This window comes from Pseudomonas serbiensis, from assembly GCF_030580745.1.
Classification (GTDB): domain Bacteria; phylum Pseudomonadota; class Gammaproteobacteria; order Pseudomonadales; family Pseudomonadaceae; genus Aquipseudomonas; species Aquipseudomonas serbiensis.
The window spans coordinates 64,330-81,837 of the sequence record NZ_JAUQOO010000023.1; the positions used below are offsets into that span (position 1 = coordinate 64,330).

Annotated in this window: 12 protein-coding genes and 2 pseudogenes; 3 read left to right on the forward strand and 11 right to left on the reverse strand. The window is 58.0% G+C overall.

The window, feature by feature from the left end; translation table 11 throughout:
* Positions 1–183: 183 nt before the first annotated feature.
* The 11 genes from Q6A51_RS23705 to Q6A51_RS23755 all read right to left on the reverse strand — a co-directional run bounded on the left by Q6A51_RS23705 (position 184) and on the right by Q6A51_RS23755 (position 14,543).
* Positions 184–1,209 (reverse strand): ABC transporter permease, encoded by a 1,026-nt coding sequence (locus Q6A51_RS23705; protein ID WP_201006697.1) that lies wholly within the window; start codon positions 1,207–1,209, stop codon positions 184–186.
* A 48-nt stretch (positions 1,210–1,257) separates the two neighbouring features.
* Positions 1,258–2,841 (reverse strand): sugar ABC transporter ATP-binding protein, encoded by a 1,584-nt coding sequence (locus Q6A51_RS23710; protein ID WP_304575863.1) that lies wholly within the window; start codon positions 2,839–2,841, stop codon positions 1,258–1,260.
* A gap of 66 nt (positions 2,842–2,907) precedes the next feature.
* A complete protein-coding gene (locus tag Q6A51_RS23715; protein WP_201020484.1) occupies positions 2,908–3,843 on the reverse strand; it encodes a sugar ABC transporter substrate-binding protein in 936 nt (311 codons plus the stop codon).
* A 482-nt stretch (positions 3,844–4,325) separates the two neighbouring features.
* Positions 4,326–5,342: a Gfo/Idh/MocA family protein gene (locus Q6A51_RS23720; RefSeq protein WP_304575864.1), complete on the reverse strand. Its 1,017-nt coding sequence runs from the start codon at positions 5,340–5,342 to the stop codon at positions 4,326–4,328.
* A 41-nt stretch (positions 5,343–5,383) separates the two neighbouring features.
* Positions 5,384–6,394, reverse strand: a complete 1,011-nt coding sequence (locus Q6A51_RS23725) for a Gfo/Idh/MocA family protein (protein WP_304575865.1) — start codon at positions 6,392–6,394, stop codon at positions 5,384–5,386.
* Between the two features lie 42 nt (positions 6,395–6,436).
* The gene (gene iolD, locus Q6A51_RS23730; protein ID WP_304575866.1) at positions 6,437–8,374 is read right to left on the reverse strand and encodes a 3D-(3,5/4)-trihydroxycyclohexane-1,2-dione acylhydrolase (decyclizing); all 1,938 of its coding nucleotides are present in this window, start codon (positions 8,372–8,374) and stop codon (positions 6,437–6,439) included.
* 71 nt (positions 8,375–8,445) lie between these two features.
* Entirely contained in the window at positions 8,446–9,273 is an 828-nt protein-coding gene (locus Q6A51_RS23735; protein ID WP_304575867.1) for a TIM barrel protein, read from the reverse strand.
* 33 nt (positions 9,274–9,306) lie between these two features.
* Complete coding sequence (locus Q6A51_RS23740) at positions 9,307–10,809, reverse strand: CoA-acylating methylmalonate-semialdehyde dehydrogenase (RefSeq protein WP_201020489.1); 1,503 nt, start codon at positions 10,807–10,809, stop codon at positions 9,307–9,309.
* A gap of 26 nt (positions 10,810–10,835) precedes the next feature.
* Positions 10,836–11,645, reverse strand: coding sequence for a 5-deoxy-glucuronate isomerase (gene iolB, locus Q6A51_RS23745; RefSeq protein ID WP_304575868.1), 810 nt, complete (start codon positions 11,643–11,645; stop codon positions 10,836–10,838).
* 14 nt (positions 11,646–11,659) lie between these two features.
* Positions 11,660–12,559 (reverse strand): myo-inosose-2 dehydratase, encoded by a 900-nt coding sequence (gene iolE, locus Q6A51_RS23750; RefSeq protein WP_201020491.1) that lies wholly within the window; start codon positions 12,557–12,559, stop codon positions 11,660–11,662.
* A 46-nt stretch (positions 12,560–12,605) separates the two neighbouring features.
* Positions 12,606–14,543 carry a bifunctional 5-dehydro-2-deoxygluconokinase/5-dehydro-2-deoxyphosphogluconate aldolase gene (locus Q6A51_RS23755; protein ID WP_201020492.1) on the reverse strand — a complete coding sequence of 646 codons (1,938 nt, stop codon included), beginning with the start codon at positions 14,541–14,543 and terminating at the stop codon, positions 12,606–12,608.
* Positions 14,544–14,838: 295 nt separating this feature from the next.
* On the opposite strand from Q6A51_RS23755, the gene Q6A51_RS23760 reads away from it, so the two are divergent.
* From Q6A51_RS23760 to Q6A51_RS27655, 3 genes and pseudogenes are all read left to right on the forward strand, one after another.
* Positions 14,839–15,747, forward strand: a complete 909-nt coding sequence (locus tag Q6A51_RS23760) for a MurR/RpiR family transcriptional regulator (protein ID WP_201006716.1) — start codon at positions 14,839–14,841, stop codon at positions 15,745–15,747.
* A 299-nt stretch (positions 15,748–16,046) separates the two neighbouring features.
* Positions 16,047–16,820 (forward strand): annotated as a pseudogene (locus Q6A51_RS27650) (PAS domain-containing protein); the annotation flags it as partial.
* A 108-nt stretch (positions 16,821–16,928) separates the two neighbouring features.
* A pseudogene (locus tag Q6A51_RS27655) lies at positions 16,929–17,366 on the forward strand (methyl-accepting chemotaxis protein); the annotation flags it as partial.
* Positions 17,367–17,508 lie beyond the last annotated feature (142 nt).

Genomic DNA, 17,508 nt, shown 5'->3' on the forward strand with positions numbered 1-17,508 from the left:
GGCGGCAGTCTAAGGCCGGCTTGGCCCGTCGGCAATACAAATGAAGGGTTTTTGTACCACAACTGCATGGATTGCCCCTGAAATCCGGCCTTGAAACCCGCCTGAGAGCCTCTGACTCTGCTTTCAGGATTCAGTTCAAGCACAAAAGGGCCTCAACAGGCCCTTTGCGCTACACATCCACTATCAGCGCTTGGCTTTACGCTTGTTGCGATATTGATCGATTACCACCGCAACCACAATGATCAGGCCCTTGATGATGTCCTGGACATAGGCATCCACGCCGACAAAGGTGAACCCGCTGGCCATGACGCCCAGGATCAGCGCACCGATGACGGTGCCGGTAATGCGCCCGACGCCACCGGCCAGGCTGGTACCGCCGATCACGGCTGCGGCAATGGCATCCAGTTCATAGGACATGCCCATCCCCGCCTGCCCTGTCGCCGCCCGTGCCGAAGCCACGACACCGGCAAGCCCCGCCAGCAGGCCGGCAATGCTGTAGACGATGACCAGATGACGCTTGACGTTGATACCCGAGGTGCGTGCCGCCTGCATGTTGCCGCCGATGGCATAGGTGTACTTGCCGTACTTGGTGTAGCGCAAGGCTATGTGAAAGATCACCGCGACGACGAGGAAGATAATAACCGGCATCGCTCCCTGGCCAATGGCGGTATAGGAATCCGAAAGCATGCTGACCGGCTGGCCTTCGGTGTAGAAACGCGCCAGCCCGCGGGCAGACACCATCATGCCCAGCGTGGCAATGAAGGGCGGGATCCCGGTGATGGCAATGATGCTGCCGTTGATCGCCCCGGCCAGCAATCCGACACCCAGCCCAACGACCACCGGTATCCAGACCGGCAGGTCAGTGAGCGAGGGAAAGACTGCGCGGGAAAAATCCGATGTCTGCGCCAGACTGGCAGCAATCATCGCCGACAAGGCCAGCACCGAGCCGGACGAAAGATCGATACCGGTGGTGATGATGACCTGAGTGACGCCGATGGCCAGCAGACCGATGATGGAGACTTGCAGAATCATCAGGACCAGTCGCTGGGAGTTGAGCAGGAAGCTCTGGTCACGAACGATCCAGCCAAACAACTCGAAGATCAGCCCGATGCCGATCAGCACCAGGAAAATACTCAGTTCGGTAGGCAGCCGCCGTTTGCTCTTGGTCGGCGCCAGGGCCGGTTTGTTTTGCAAGATCGCGTTGCTCATTTTGATTACCCTCTTGTTCTTCTTCTGCGCGAGCCCGGCCAGGCGAACTCAGTGAACCAAATGGCCGGAAGCCAGATGCATGACTTTTTCCTGGGTAGCCTCACTTCGGTCGAGGATGCCCATCATTTCGCCTTCATGCATGACCATGACCCGGTCACTCATACCCAGCACTTCGGGCAACTCGGAGGAAATCATGATGACAGCCATGCCTTCGCCAGCCAGGAAAGAAATCAGGCGATAGATTTCTGCCTTGGCCCCCACATCGATGCCACGGGTCGGCTCATCGAGAATCAGGATTCTGGGGTTGGTCATCAGCCAGCGCGCCAGCAATGCCTTCTGCTGATTGCCGCCTGAAAGCGTATCGATGCACTGTTCCAGAGAAGGCGTCTTGACGCGCAGCTTCTTGCACATGTCTTCACACAGCGCTCGCAGAGCCTTCTGCTGGACGAAACCATTGCCGGCGTAGTTGGCCAGAACGGCCATTTCCATGTTTTCCATGACCGACAGGCAGGGAAACAGACCAGTAAGCTTGCGATCCTCGGTCAGTAACGCGAAGCCTTTTTCAATGGCCTGATGCGGATCGGTAATACGCACCGGAACACCATCAAGCTGTATTTCGCCGCCCTGGCTGGGTGAGATACCGAACAGGGTTTCGGCCACATTGGTCCTGCCGGAGCCCATCAGCCCGGCGATGCCGAGAATTTCGCCGGCATGCAGGTCAAAGGACACGCCCTGGAATACACCGTCCAGACTCAGGTCACGTACCGACAGCAGCAGGTCGCCAATCGGCTTTTCACGCTCGGGAAAGAGCTGGGTCAGTTCGCGCCCGACCATCATCGAGATCAGGCTGTCGCCGTCCATGCTTTCGGCGCGTTGCAGGCCGATATAGGCACCGTCCCGGAACACCGCCACTTCATCGGCAATTTCAAACACCTCACTCATCTTGTGGGTGATGTAAATGATGCCTTTGCCCTGGGCCCGCAAGTCGGCAATGATCGAAAACAGGTGGGCGACTTCCGTCTCGGTAATGGCAGACGTCGGCTCGTCCATGATGAGGATGTCGGAGTCATAGGAAACCGCCTTGGCAATCTCCACCATCTGCCGCTCGGCAATGCTCAGGTTGCCGACCAGCTCCTGCGGGTCGAGCTTGATGCGCAAGCGCTCCAGCAGATCGGCGGTGCAGCGGTACATTTCCCGGTGATCGACCATGTGCAGGCTGTTGAGTTGTTCGCGGCCGATCCAGATATTCTCGGCAATGCTCATGAATGGCATCAGGTTCAATTCCTGATGGATCATCGCGATACCCGCCTGCAAGGCGGCCAGAGGTGTATCGAAGCGGATAGGATTGCCCCGCAGGCGTATCTCGCCGGCGTCGGGCTGATAGATCCCGGCAATGATTTTCATCAGGGTCGACTTGCCGGCACCATTCTCGCCCATCAAGGCCAGCACAGTGCCGGGACGTACCCGTAACTGCACATCATTGAGAGCGATGACGCCCGGAAAGCCCTTGCTGATATTGCTGATTTCCAACAGATAAGGGGATGGAACGTCAGTGGCGACACGATCATCGACACGGGCAGCGGACGGCGTATCGCGCTGGACATGGCGGGTAGCAGTAGCGGAACCGAACATGATCACAAACTCCTCAAGCAACAAGCTGTGGGAGGGGTACGCTGCAAGCCCTCCCTGGCATGTTCACTATTTTGATTTGAAGGTATCGACGTTTTCAGGCGTGATGAGGCGATACGGAATCAAAATGGCCTGCGGCTCGACCTTTTCCTTTTTGGCCAGCTTCACAGAGGCATTGATCGCGCCAATGGCCTGCTCCTTGGCATCCTGAAAGACAGATACCGCCAGATCGCCCCGTTTCACGGCATTCAGGCCATCGGGCGTACCGTCCACACCGGCGACAAGTACACTGCCTGATTTGACGCCAGCCTGTTTCAGGGCCATGGCGGCACCAATCGCCATTTCGTCGTTATTGGCCAGCACCGCGTTGAATGCCCTTCCCTGGGTGATCCAGTCGTTGGTCAGGTCCATACCTTTCTGACGCAACCAGATGCCGGTCTGCTCCTGATCGATCTTGATGTCGGGATACTTGCTCAGCACCTCTTTGATGCCTTTGGTGCGATTCTGGGTCGAGTTGTTGGCCAGGTCCCCCAGCAGGATCATGACGTTGCCCTTGCCGCCCAGTTTTTCGGCGATGTATTGCATTTGCATCCGGCCCGCCTCGATGTCATCGGAGGTCACGGTAGCGACGCCTTCGGGCAACTTGGGATCATCAGGACGGCGATTGACGTACACCAGTGGAATGCCGGCCGCCGTGGCAGATTTTGTGATGCGGGCGGTAGCTGCCGTATCCACGGGGTTTACGATCAGAGCGTCGACTTTCTTGCCGATGAGCTCCTGAACCTGATCGATCTGCTTGTTTACGTCTGCACGGGCATCGACGAACTGCAGCTTTACATCATCAGGCAGGGTCTTGGCGTGGGCGCCCATGTCTTCACGCAGATAGGTCAGCCAGGTGTCATCGAACTGCGACATGGCAACGCCGATCTTGATATCGGCCAGTGCAGTGCCACTGCCCAGCATCAAGGCCAAAGCCAGCGAAGTGAAACGAATCTTGGTCTTCATAAAGGTCTGTCTCCAAATTCTTGTTGTTGTTCAGACTTGGTAACGACGTAGCGAAGAGCGGTTTATTTCGGCAGACGAACACCCGTAGCACCGGGTATGCAGAACAGTTGCGCATCCTTGTGCTGGACGCACATGCCGCGTGCGACGAGCGTAAGAAATCGCTCCATGACAGAGATCCAGAATGACGAGGGGGCAGAACGCTTGGCCTTTAGGCCTCGGGTAGGGGTTTTCATCGACGGTACCTATCTTTGTCTTGTTTTTGTTTGCTTGTTCCCTGTGACCTTCAGACGGATCTGACAACACAGGTGATTCGATAGTCGGCAACCTGAAAACGACTTTATTGGAAAATATTTTCCAATTCAACTCATTTTAGAATTTTATTCTATTTTTTATTTCAACCTCTCCAAATGTCGATTGCAGCAAGCCCCGGCTCTCTCCAGAGAGAACCAGGGCTTGTATGTGTTCACGCAAAAACAGGTTACTTACAAGGCAATCACTCGCCCTTCCTTCGCACTCAAGCGTGCTGCGTCCAGCACAACGGCCGTAGCGACTGCATCGTCAGCATCCACAGGATTGCGACCGTTTGCGTCAATGGAATCCTGCAACTGTCGATAGAATTCAAGCCAGCACCCCTGCTCCGAAGGAACCCGCTCGCGGTGATCACCCTGCTCGAACCAGCCCCAGCGTCGATGCTCCTCGACGCCCCAGCGCTCGCCTTCGGAACTTGGCGTCAGGCCCGCCAGCGCGGCCTCCTCCTGGCCGTCCAGGCCTTCGACGCTGTAGCAACCCTGCGTACCGCTGACCCTGAAGCGCGGCCGCGGAGTGTTTTGCAGGCAACTGCCGGTCAGGTGCGAAACGACACCGCTGGCATGGATCAGGGAAATGAAAAAGGCGTGGTCCGGTGCATCGGGTGCGGAAAACTGCAATTCGGCATATACCCGGCTGGCCGGGCCGAACAGCACCAGTGCCTGATCTACCAGATGACTGCCAAGGTCACGCAACAGACCACCACCGCTGGTCTTGCCCACGGACCGTGGTGAATAGCGTTCGATGCTGGACTCAAAAAGACTGATGGAGCCGAGCACGTCGTTATCGATCAGCTTGCGCACTGTCAGAAAGTCCGAGTCCCAGCGCCGGTTCTGATAGACACTGAGCTGCACGCCCCGCCGCTTTGCCGCGTCTACAAACTCACGGGCCTGGGCAGCGTCATCGGAAAAGGGTTTGTCACTGACGACATTCACGCCCAACTCGATGGCTTCCAGTATCAGGGCGCGTCGGGAAGCCAGCGGCGTGGATATCACCACAGCATCGACACCGGCTGCGACCAGATCGGCCAGAGTATCGAAGGTCGCGACATCGGGATGATCGTTGGTCACTTCCTGCCGCCGCTCGGGTGAGCGGGTAACGACCCCCACAAATGTTGCACCGGGCAAACTCGAGAGCAGCGTTGCATGAAAATAACGCCCGCCCTTTCCGTAGCCCACCAATCCTATTCGCATGAAGTTCTCCTTTTATTGTTGTTATCTCTAACAACACTTTTTCAGCCGTAGAACTCGGGACGAGCGGCCAGGGTCACCGGCACGATTGCCCCACTGCGCTGCGCCTCGACGCAGGCGTCGGCGGTCACGGCAGCGGCATAGCCATCCCAGGCTGAAGGCCCACCGACTTTACCGGCATTTACACCATCGATGAAAGCCTGCAATTCGACATCATAGGCCGCGATAAAACGATCCTTCCAATCCATCAGGATGGCATTCGACAGCTTGGCTTCGCTGCGCAACTGCACTTGCGAAGGCTCCGGCAGCCTGGCAATGCCTCTCTCGCCCACCACTTCACACTGGATGTCATAACCGTACTGGCAGTTGACGAAGACCTCGACGTCGATGCGGGTTCCCCTGGCGGTTTCCAGCAGCACGATCTGCGGGTCCTTCAGGTGCGCCAGCGCCTTGGAGGACTTGCGCGGGAATACCACTTGCACTGAAACGTAATCATCGTCGAGCAACCAGCGCAGCACGTCGATCTCGTGGATCAGGGTGTCGGTGATTGCCATGTCGGTCTTGTAGTTCTCGCCCACGGTCGGGTTACGGTGGGCACAGTGCAACATCAATGGCTCGCCGATCCGGCCGCTGTCGATCACCGACTTCAGGGCACGGTAGCCTTCGTCATAAGGACGCATGAAGCCCACTTGCACCAGACGTTTACCGAACGCGATTTCAGCATCGACGATACGACGGCAGCCTTCTGCGGTAACCGCAAGGGGCTTTTCGCAGAACACTGGCTTGCCTGCGGCAATCGCCGCCAGCACGAATTCCTCATGGGTCGGCCCCCATGAGGTCACCAGAATGGCCTCGACATCGGGCGCAGCGATCAGCGCATGACCGTCGGCATAGACCTCGGCTGTGATATCCAGTTCACGAACCACATTTGCCGCCTGTTCGAGATTGATATCGGTGACAGCCACCACCTGACTGCCCAGCAGGGTCTTGCTGCAACGCCGGATGTGATCACGACCGATTGCGCCAGTACCGATTACGCCTAATTTCAAAGCCATTGCAGTGCTCCTGTTGAATGTGTTCCGAATGAATAACCGCAATCAATATTGACGGGCCTTGGCCAGTTCCTTGTTGAGCTTTTCGTACACTTGCGCAGTGGTGCCGGTAGTGGATACCTCGGCCACGCCTACTCGCCACCAGGACAGGTAGTTATGGATCATGGTCTTGGGCAGAACCTTGATATCGATCAGGGTCGAAACCGTCTGCCGTTGCGCATCCGCCAGGGCCTCGCGCAGTTGCTCAAGGGTGCTGACCTTGTAGGTCTTGCAACCATAGGCTGCTGCGCTCATGGCAAAGTCCACCGGCACGAAGCCACCATCGAGCAGACCGGTTTCCGGGTTACGGAAACGGAACTCGGTGCCGAAGCTGTTCATGCCGTTGCCCATCTGCAGGTTGTTGATGCAACCGAAGGTCATGTTGTCCAGCAGCACGATATTGATCTTGCGCCGCTCCTGAACCGAGGTCGCCAGTTCCGAGTGCAACATCATGTAGGAGCCGTCTCCCACCAGTGCGAAGACTTCCCGCTGCGGCGCGGCCAGTTTGACGCCCAGTGCCGCATTGACCTCGTAGCCCATGCAGGAATAGCCGTACTCGACGTGATAGGTATCGACTCCGGTACTGCGCCAGGCCCGCTGCAAGTCGCCCGGCAGGCTGCCTGCGGCTGCAACGATGATCGCGTCTTCGGGCAGGCTGTGATTGAGCACGCCCAGCACAGCGCTCTGGGTCAGGCAGGAACCGGTCAATTCGATGAATTCGCGCAGTACGGCCGGGTCCATGTGATCATTGATTTCAGGAGTGAAATCCTGGGTCTGGTATTCGGCGGCATAAATGCGGTCGACTTCAGCATCCAGCTCGGCCCTGGCACGTTTGGGGGCGTCGCCCCAGGCTGCGTGGTAGTCGCTGGCCTGCAAATCCTGATGCAGGGCCTGCAAGGCTTCCCTGGCATCTGCCAGCACCTGCACACCGTCCAGTTTCTGCACGTCGAAGGCACCGACATTGAGGTTGAGAAACTGTACGTCCGGATTCTGGAACAGCCATTTCGACGCGGTGGTGAAGTCGCTGTAGCGCGTGCCGACGCCAATGATCAGATCCGCTTCCTTGGCCAACTGGTTGGCGGCCAGGGTTCCGGTTTCACCGATGCCACCCATGTTCAGCGGGTGCGCCGAAATAATCGCGCTCTTGCCTGCCTGGGTTTCTGCAAAAGGAATTGCAAAACGTTCGGCAAATGCCTGCAAAGCCTGGGCAGCACCGGAGTAACGCACTCCGCCGCCACAGATCAGCAAAGGCTTGCGCTTGCCCTTGAGCAATGCCAGCGCGTCATCGAGCATGGCCCGGCTTGGCGGGCGGCGGTCGATACGGTGTACACGTTTCTGCAGGAAGCTGTCAGGGTAATCGTAGGCTTCGGCCTGTACATCCTGAGGCAAGGCCAGGGTCACGGCGCCGGTCTCGGCCGGATCGGTCAGTACCCGCATGGCGCTGAGCGCAGCACTCATCAATTGCTCAGGGCGATTGATGCGATCCCAGTATTTGCTGACAGCCTTGAAGGCATCGTTGGTGCTAATGCTCAGGTCGTGGAATTGTTCGATCTGTTGCAGCACCGGGTCAGGCTGACGACTGGCATAGACATCGCCCGGCAGTAACAGCAAAGGAATACGGTTGGCCGAAGCGGTTGCGGCGGCGGTCAGCATATTGGCAGCGCCCGGACCGACCGAAGAAGTGCAGGCGTAAATCTTGCGCCGTAGATGCTGTTTGGCAAAACCGATGGCGGCATGGCACATGCCCTGCTCGTTACGGCCTTGATGAACAACCAGATCACCGCTGTCCTGCTCCAGCGCCTGTCCGATCCCCAGCACGTTGCCATGGCCGAAGATCGTGAAAACCCCGGCGACGAACTTGCTCTGTACGCCATCGACTTCGACGTACTGGTTATCCAGAAACTTCACCAGGGCCTGGGCCATGGTCAATCGGGTTGTACTCATGCTCGCACCTTTGTTCTTGTGGTTGTCTCTTCGCGAATGAATTCGCTCCTACAGGTTGTGTGGGAGCGGATTTATCCGCGAAGGCAGCATTGGGACAGATGGCTCATGCTCTGTTGGATTGCCTGGGGAATGTTGTCCAGGGCATGAACACTTTCGGCAAACGGCTCGAAGGACAGATGCCCCTTGTAACCACCGGCCAATAGCCGCTCGATCTGCCCGGCGTTGCCCAGGATGTCCGCATCGCCCACCAGAACCCGATGGCCATCGCGAATGCTGTTGAGGGGGGCCTGAGCATCTTCGACACCCGAGATATGCACCAGGCCGGTCATTTCGGGAAACAGCTCCACTTCACCCGCCAGATGATGATGGAAGGTGTCATGTACCAGACGGAACACATCCAGCCCGCCAATCGCCCTGATCGCATCCACCGCCTGACGCTTGAAGCGCAGCGCACATTCCTCAAAGCCCAGAGGCTCGACGAAACCGAGGATCCCGTGTTCGCGCAGGATCGGCGCCAGCTCGCTCAAGGCCGTGCGCAGGCCTGTCGCACGCTGTACGGCATTGCGCGTATCGGTGCGGTCGTTGAGCGGGCACATCACCAAGGCTTCGGCGCCACAATCGCGGGCATATTGCGCCAGCTTCGTGGCCTGGGCGCGGCGTTCGTCATTCCACACATCGAACGGATACAAGGCATTGATCGACAAAACACGCACGCCTCTGGAGGCGCACAGTTCGCGGACGGTCTGCGGCGACGTACCGTCTTCGATCTCGATGCCTTTGAGATCGTTGCGGATCTCGATTGCATCGGCCCCCAGCTTCACTGCCAGATCGACGAAATCCGGCAGTGACAAGCGTGGGGCGACCATACGATTCAGGGCAAAACGCAGAGGGTGGCTCATTGTTATTGTTCTCCACAATCCATTGTCTGAAGGTTACTTGGCGGTTGGCATGCTGAATTCCGGGCCTTTGGCGATGCTGTCCGGCCAGCGTTGCATGACACTCTTGTAGCGGCTGTAGAAGCGCAGGCCTTCTTCGCCATAGGCATGGTGATCGCCGAACAGCGAACGCTTCCAGCCACCGAAAGAGTGCCAGGCCATCGGCACCGGAATCGGCACGTTGATGCCGACCATACCGACCTTGATGGAGCGGGCAAAGGCACGGGCCACGCCGCCGTCGCTGGTGAAGCACGACACACCATTGCCGAACTCATGGGCATTGATCAGCGCCACGGCGCTGGCGAAATCCGGTACGTGGACGATACCCAGCACCGGACCGAAGATTTCTTCCTTGTAGATCTGCATCTGGGGCGTGACGTTATCGAACAACGTTGCACCGACGAAGAACCCTTGCTCGGCACCTGGCACCTTGAAGTTGCGACCGTCGACAATCAGCTTCGCTCCTTCCTTGACGCCCTGATCGATATAGCCCTCGACCTTGGCTTTATGTACGGCAGTGACCAGCGGCCCCATGTCAGAATCGGCCTGCATGCCATCACCGACCTTGAGCTGGTCGATGCGCGGCAGCAGTTTTTCGATCAATTGCTGGCCGACATCGCCCACCACCACGGCAATGGAGATCGCCATGCAGCGCTCACCGGCCGAACCATAGGCCGCGCCGATCAGAGCGTCAGCGGCCTGATCCAGATCGGCATCGGGCATCACGATCATATGGTTCTTGGCCCCGCCCAATGCCTGAACACGCTTGCCGTGGGCAGTGCCTTGCTGGTGGATGTACTCGGCAATCGGCGTCGACCCCACAAAGGAAATGGCCTCGATGCCCGGATGTTGCAGCAGGCCATCCACAGCTACCTTGTCGCCCTGCACGACGCTGAATACGCCGTCCGGCAAACCGGCTTCCTTCAGCAGACGCGCCATCAGCAGGCTCGCCGAAGGGTCACGTTCCGAAGGCTTGAGGATGAAACAGTTACCCGTGACCAAGGCCAGAGGAATCATCCACAGTGGCACCATCACCGGAAAGTTGAACGGCGTGACACCGGCACAGACGCCCAGTGGCTGACGCAGGTTCCAGTTGTCGATACCGCCGCCGATGTTGTCGCTGAAATCGCTTTTCAGCAGGCTCGGCGCACCGCAGGCGAACTCGACGATTTCAATGCCGCGAACGACTTCGCCACGGGCATCGGACAGCACCTTGCCGTGCTCGCGACAAATGATCTGCGCCAGCTCTTCGTGATGTTTATCCAGCAGTTCCTTGAACTTGAACATCACCCGCGCACGGCGCAGGGACGACTGGTCCGCCCAGGCGGGGAAAGCAGCCTGGGCCGAGGCGACCGCTTCGTCGATGGTCTTGAGGCTGGCCAGGGCAACCCGCGCCTGAACCTTGCCGCTGACCGGATTGAACACATCGCTGTAACGCTCGCCATCACCGTTATTCAACTGGCCGTTGATATAATGGCCGATAACCGGGGACTCGCTCATCTGACTGACTCCAAATCGAAAGTGGTTTAAAGATCCAGCAACCAGCTGTGCTGCGGGTCGTTATTGAAATGCCAGGCGCGCGTCGGGCCTGCCATCACGTTCAGGTAATACGACTCGTAACCGTACGGCACGCTGACCGGGTGATAGCCTTTGGGCACGGTCACCAGATCGTTGTTTTCCACGGCCATGGCCTGATCGATGCTGCGATCGTCGGTGTACACCCGCTGGAAGACGAAACCCTGAGGCGGGTTGACCAGGTGGTAATAGGTTTCTTCGAGATAGCTCTCGTGGGGCAGGTTATCCATGTCGTGCTTGTGAGGCGGATAGCTGGAGGAGTGCCCGGACGGCGTGCGCACTTCAACCACCAGAAGCGAATGGGCCTGTTCATTATCCGGCAGGATGTCGCAGACATAACGGGTATTGGCACCCTTGCCGCGAACGCTGCGTTTCATGCTGTCCGGCGTGATAAGGCGCGCCGAGCTTCGCCTGGAGCTGTCACCGGGCGCCTTGCAGACCGCCAGTTGCGCAGGCCCCAGTGCGGTGAAATGTGCCTGACTGTGGGGTGGCAGGTACACGGCGAAAGGCGACTTCTCTTCAAAGACCGAGTGCCGGTCGCCAATGTTTTCCCAACTGAAAGCGCCCTGCCCCAATGCCTCACCGCTCACACTTGCGTGCCCGGTGAGCAACACCACACACAGCTCATTGTCTTCGGCATTGAGGGACAGGCGCTCACCGGTTTCCAGACGGTAAGCGGCGAAGCCTACATACTCCAGCGCACCGTCCTGCAATTCGACGATGTCGCGTCCTTGGGCCTTGCTTTTAGTCAACAGATTCATTGTCCAATCCTCCGTTATCGAGCATCCACCAACAGTTGGCGCAGCGTGTCATAGCCTTTTTTGGCGTAGACATAACTGGGGGCAACAGCAGGGTCCTGCTCGGCTTCAACGACCAACCAGCCGTTGTAATCGGCTTGCAGCAATACCTTGAGCAGCGCCGAGAAATCGATGTCGCCATCGCCAGGCACCGTAAAGGTGCCGTTGACGATGCAGTCCGGGAAACTCCAGAGATTGTTGCGCGCCAGTTGCACAACCGGCTTGCGTACATCCTTGAAGTGAACATGACAGACGCGGTCGATATGTTTGCTCAGCACCTGCAAAGGCTCGCCGCCGCCCATGTAGCAATGGCCCGAATCGAACAGCAGGCCAACTTCAGGGCCGGTCAATGCCATCAGGCGATCAATGTCCTGAGGCGACTCGACGTAGGCGCCCATGTGATGGTGATAAGCCAGACGCACACCCTGGGAAAGCGTGAAGCGCGCCAGCTCCGTGAGTTTGTCGGCATACTCGCGCCAGGCCGCATCAGTGTGAAAGCGAGGGCGTTCGACAAGGGGAATACGCTGCCCCTGAATGGAATCGGCAACTTCACCATACACCAGCACCGAAGCACCGTTTTGCGACAGCAGTTGTACATGGGAGGTAATGGCTTCGATTTCCTCGGCCACCGAGCGCCGCGCCAGACGACTGGAATACCAGCCTGACACCAGCGCCAGACCGTAAGGGCGCAACACATCGCCCACGCCCTTGGCGTCCTTGGGAAACTTGCCGTTGAGTTCGAAACCTTCGTAGCCGATCTCCTTGCCCTCGCTCAAGGCCGTGCTCAACGGCGTTTCGCCGCCCAGCGCCGGCAAATCGTCGTTGCTCCAGGAAATCGGATTGATGCCGATGCGGATATTGGATGCGGAAACAGACATGGCTGCACCTTTTCTTGTTGTTATCACTGCGTCAATGACGATGGGGTCAGGCGCGGGCTTCGCGCCAGGACTCGATCAACCAGATAAACGTACCCTGCACCTGATTTATCAGGGTCGCGTCGTCGATTTCACCGTTCATCCAGGCACGACTCGGCTCTCTGAAAATCGTCCGGCCAACGGCAAATCCCTTGCAGGTCGTGCTGCGACGCGCCTGGGCAAAACCGACGGCAAGCTGTTCGACCGGAGCATTGAGCCCCAGCAGCACCACGCCACGGCAATACGGGTCACGTTCCTGAATCAAGGCATCCAGTTGCTGCCAGACTTCGGCACTCTGCGCTTCGATCTTCCACCACGCAGGATAGATGCCCAGGTTGTACAAACGCTTCAGGGCGCGGTACATCACATCCGGATGAGTCGACGGGTGGTCCTTGGGCGGGATGATTTCCAGCAGCAACTCATGACCACTGACTTGCGACGCTTCGTACAGCCCCTTGATCTGGGCTTCCTGCTCCAGGCGCAGAAGCGGCTCATCGTCAGGGTGATACTGAACCAGACACTTGATGATCTGCTCCTGAGGCCAGCTCAGCAGATTGCTGCCAATGGAACGGCCATGCTCGAACGCCAACGGCCTGGAACCCTGCACCTCCACTGGTCGGGCAACCCACCAGTCGCGACCGGTGGCAGCATTGAGGGAGTCCTGACCGAATCGCTGGTCGGCAAGCAGGCCGACATCAGCGTCGATACCACGCTTGCGCAGGTCGGCTTCGACACGATCGACAGCGGTTATAAAGAGCTGTTTGAGCTGACTGATGCTGCCGGGATCGCGGCCGGCCTGCTGGGCAAGCTCCACCAGTTGCCCGCGATGATCGAAGGCAAAGATGAAGAGCTGCTTCCATTGTTTGCGCGGCACACTGACCTGATGCAGGCGTTGCAGAGCAACGTCGCGATCCGGCCGGGTGATCGGCACCGGGCTGTTGAACAGGTAATCCAGCTCCGCCGGTGTCGGCATGGCCGGAGCGCAGGCATGACGCGAAACCACCAGTCCGCCACAGGCATTGGCCAACTGGCAGCAACGCTCGTCGCTGGCGTCCTTGAGCCAGCCACTGAGGTAGCCGGACATGAAGGCGTCTCCAGCCCCCAGCACATTGAGCACTTCGACCCGAACGCCAGGGTAAATGGCGCCGTCTTCGAGCCGGGCCGGGATAGCACCGTGAATCACGGTGCAGCCTTGCGGCCCGAGCTTGACCACCAGGGTTGCAGCGGTCAGCTCACGCACCACCCGCAATGCACCGAGCAGGTCCTGGGTTCCGCCCGCGATAAGAAACTCTTCTTCCGTGCCGACGATCAGGTCAAAACGCGGCAGGATGCGCTGCACATGCTGGCTGACGTGCTGGTTGGCAACAAAACGGGTTTCGCCATCGGCCTTGCCAGCCAACCCCCACAAGACAGGCCGGTAGTCGATATCCAGAACTCGTTTGACGTTGTGCTTTTCAGCGTAATCCAGCGCCTGGCTGCTAGCCTTGAAGACTTGTTCAGTCGAGAAATGCGTGCCTGTAATCAGCAGAGCCTTGCTGGAGGCAATCTGTGCTTCGTCGATATCCTCGGCGCGAAGGGCCATGTCGGCGCAGTTTTCGCGATAGAACACCAACGGAAATGTTTCACGATCTTTCAGGCCCAGCAGCACCATGGCCGTCAGGCGCTCGGGATCACGCTTGATCGCGCTGACATCACAACCTTCACGAGCCAGTGCTTCAACGAGAAAACGCCCCATGTGATCATCGCCAACGCGGCTTAGCATGGCCGACTTCAGACCCAGACGGGCCGTGCCGAAGGCGATGTTCGCCGACGAACCACCCAGGTACTTGGCAAAGCTTGAGACATCTTCCAGCCGCGCTCCAACCTGCTGCGCGTAGAGATCGACGCCAAGGCGTCCGAGGCAGATCAGATCCAACTGACGCCCACTGACAAAGCGAGTCTGGCCCATGGTGGCTCCTGTTATTTTTATCAGCCTGCATGTCACGCAGCCGGTGCGTGAAATGCCTTTGGTGAGACAGAGCGTAAAACGTCCGGCAGCATCAATCAATAATTATTCTATAATTTTTTAAAGTGGAATATTTTTTCCAAGACGGGATGCATGGAGTGCTGGCACACTTGGCAAGCAGGTGAGATATAGTTCAAGGCTCTGTACGAAAGCAGCCAGATCAATGCGCAATCAACGACACTCGGCAATTTTCGTACAACGCCTGGCGCCCTAAAGAACAAGCAAAAAGGATTGAAATATGAACAGCACCGAGCAGCCTTCCCTGCCCGACACAGGCCTCGATACGCCACCGACCAGTGCCGAAGGTCTGCTGCGGCTGATCACCAATGAATATGACAGCCTGCCACGTCAGCTCAAACGTATTGCCAGCTACATGAGCCAGCAGAGCGACAGGATCATGGTCGATCGCATCAGCGATATCGCCCGTGAATGTGAGGTTCATCCTTCAGCCATCGTGCGCTTCTCGCAGCGCTTCGGCTTCAGCGGCTTCAGCGAAATGCAGGCGCTGTTCCGCGAGGCTTACACCCACAAGACCACGCCGGTACAAAATTACCAGCAACGCATTCGCAACATGATTGCCAACAAGTCGCAGAAAGCCCGCGGCGGCGATCTGGCCCGTGAATGTGTGAATGCCACCCTGTCGGGCCTGGAGCGCCTGGGCGCGGACCTGGACGACGACGAATTCGAGAAGGCCGTGGATCTGGTGGTCAACGCCGACAATATCTACGTGGTGGGCGTGCGACGCTCGTTCGCCGTGGCCGATTATCTGGTCTACAACCTGCAACACACCAACAAGCGCATTCACCTGATCTCGGGGCTGGGCGGCAGTTACCGGGAACAGATGCGCAGCGTGCGCGCCAATGATCTGGTCATCGCCATCAGCTTCACGCCCTACGGCAAGGAAACCCAGCATTGCCTGCGTATCGCCCAGCACAATCAGGCCAAGACGCTGATCATCACTGACAGCAACCTCTCGCCTTTGGCCAAGCGGGCCAATTCGGTGCTGTTGGTCAATGAAGGCAGCTCGTTCGCCTTCCGCTCGTTGAGCGCCACACTCTGCCTGTGTCAGGCGCTGTTCATCGCCGTGGCCTATCGCCTGGAATTGAAGGTGGACGAAATTCATGAACAGGCAGGTTTCGAGGACTGAGGCAATATTTCAGGGCGCAGCCTTTATTAGAGAGGCTGCCAGTTATTTGATTGGCGTCAAAAACATGAATACATTCATTTGAATAAAACTTTTCAGTGATCCAACACAAAACAATGCTCGTATTAGCTACAAAGTTGAACATCATTATCATCTGGACGTTTTTTTCATAATCCGTTGTACAAACCCCCGAAGTGCCACCTATAGTGCCATCATCGCAGAAGGATACGCACGAGTGCCCTACGCACCAAAGGCCGAAGGACAGGAAACTTCATTGCAACTTCCTCCTGAGCCAAGCCACCATGCTATTTAACTCAAACAAAAAAGAACTGATCTCCCTCCAACAGACTATTGAGCAACAAGCCTGGCTGTTAAAAGCAATTGATCGCTCTATGGCAACCATCGAATTCGACCTGAATGGCATCGTGCTCAGTGCCAATGACAACTTCCTGAAAACCATGCATTACCGACGCGAAGATGTCGTAGGTAAAGAGCACCGGATATTCTGCCTGCCCGAATACGCGCGCAGTGCGGAATACAGTCAGTTGTGGTCACGCCTGCGCGCCGGAGAATTTGTATCCGCAACTTTCCGTCGGGTAGCAGGTAATGGTCAGACCGTATGGCTGGAAGCCAGTTATAACCCTGTCAAGGACGAGTCAGGCAAGACAGTGAAAATCGTCAAGTACGCGATGGATATCACGGCCAAGGTCCAGGCGGACAGCGAGGCGAAAAACAAGCTTCAGGCCCTTGATCGCGCCATGGCCGTGATCGAATTCGATCTGGAAGGCCGGATTCTGTGCGCCAACAGCAACCTGACCAACCTGATGGGCTACAGCGAGAAAGAACTGATCGGCAAGAATCACCGCCTGTTGTGCCCTCAGGAAATCAGTAGCAGCAGCGAATATGTCGACTTCTGGAAGCGCCTTAACAAAGGCGAGTTTTTCAGCGGACAATTCAAGCGCGTCAACCGCCACGGTCATGTTCTTTGGCTGGAGGCCAGTTACAACCCGGTTTACGACACCGACGGGAAGCTCTGGAAGATCATCAAGTTCGCCTCGGACATCACCTCACGGGTCGAGCAGCATGAACGCGATGCCAACAGCGCGGCACAGGCCTATCACATATCGGTACAGACCCAGAAAGTCACCGAGCAGGGAACCCAGGTGATTCAGCAGGCCGCTACCGAAATGCGCCAGATCTCGGTGAACATCGAGGACTCGTCGCGCATCATCACGCAACTGGGCGAACGCTCAGAGCAGATCACCACCATCGTCAACACCATCCGCAGCATTGCCGAACAGACCAATCTGCTGGCACTGAACGCTGCAATCGAAGCGGCTCGTGCGGGCGATCAGGGTCGTGGTTTTGCGGTGGTGGCCGATGAGGTTCGCCAACTGGCAGGACGCACCAGCCGCTCCACAGCCGAAATCTCGGAGATGATCGGCGTGATCCAGAACGAAACCCGCCAGGCCATTGACAGCATGGACAACACCCGCAACAACGCCGTCAAGGGTGTCGACCTGGCAGATCAGGCAGGCTCGGTGATCGTCCAGATCAGCGAAGGCACCAGCAATGCGGTCGATGCGGTCAAGATGTTTGCGCGCCAGGATATGGGGCACTGATAGACAGCCGCTACTTCAAAACCATGCGGGGGGGGGGGGGGGGGGGGGGGGGGGGGGGGGGGGGGGGGGGGGGGGGGGGGGGGGGGGGGGGGGGGGGGGGGGGGGGGGGGGGGGGGGGGGGGGGGGGGGGGTGGGGGGGGGG

Bases quoted from the DNA above. Each gene is read 5' to 3' on its own strand.
- Q6A51_RS23705 (WP_201006697.1), bottom strand. From the start codon at position 1,209: ATGAGCAACGCGATCTTGCAAAACAAACCGGCCCTGGCGCCGACCAAG.
- Q6A51_RS23710 (WP_304575863.1), bottom strand. From the start codon at position 2,841: ATGTTCGGTTCCGCTACTGCTACCCGCCATGTCCAGCGCGATACGCCG.
- Q6A51_RS23715 (WP_201020484.1), bottom strand. From the start codon at position 3,843: ATGAAGACCAAGATTCGTTTCACTTCGCTGGCTTTGGCCTTGATGCTG.
- Q6A51_RS23720 (WP_304575864.1), bottom strand. From the start codon at position 5,342: ATGCGAATAGGATTGGTGGGCTACGGAAAGGGCGGGCGTTATTTTCAT.
- Q6A51_RS23725 (WP_304575865.1), bottom strand. From the start codon at position 6,394: ATGGCTTTGAAATTAGGCGTAATCGGTACTGGCGCAATCGGTCGTGAT.
- iolD (WP_304575866.1), bottom strand. From the start codon at position 8,374: ATGAGTACAACCCGATTGACCATGGCCCAGGCCCTGGTGAAGTTTCTG.
- Q6A51_RS23735 (WP_304575867.1), bottom strand. From the start codon at position 9,273: ATGAGCCACCCTCTGCGTTTTGCCCTGAATCGTATGGTCGCCCCACGC.
- Q6A51_RS23740 (WP_201020489.1), bottom strand. From the start codon at position 10,809: ATGAGCGAGTCCCCGGTTATCGGCCATTATATCAACGGCCAGTTGAAT.
- iolB (WP_304575868.1), bottom strand. From the start codon at position 11,645: ATGAATCTGTTGACTAAAAGCAAGGCCCAAGGACGCGACATCGTCGAA.
- iolE (WP_201020491.1), bottom strand. From the start codon at position 12,559: ATGTCTGTTTCCGCATCCAATATCCGCATCGGCATCAATCCGATTTCC.
- Q6A51_RS23755 (WP_201020492.1), bottom strand. From the start codon at position 14,543: ATGGGCCAGACTCGCTTTGTCAGTGGGCGTCAGTTGGATCTGATCTGC.
- Q6A51_RS23760 (WP_201006716.1), top strand. From the start codon at position 14,839: ATGAACAGCACCGAGCAGCCTTCCCTGCCCGACACAGGCCTCGATACG.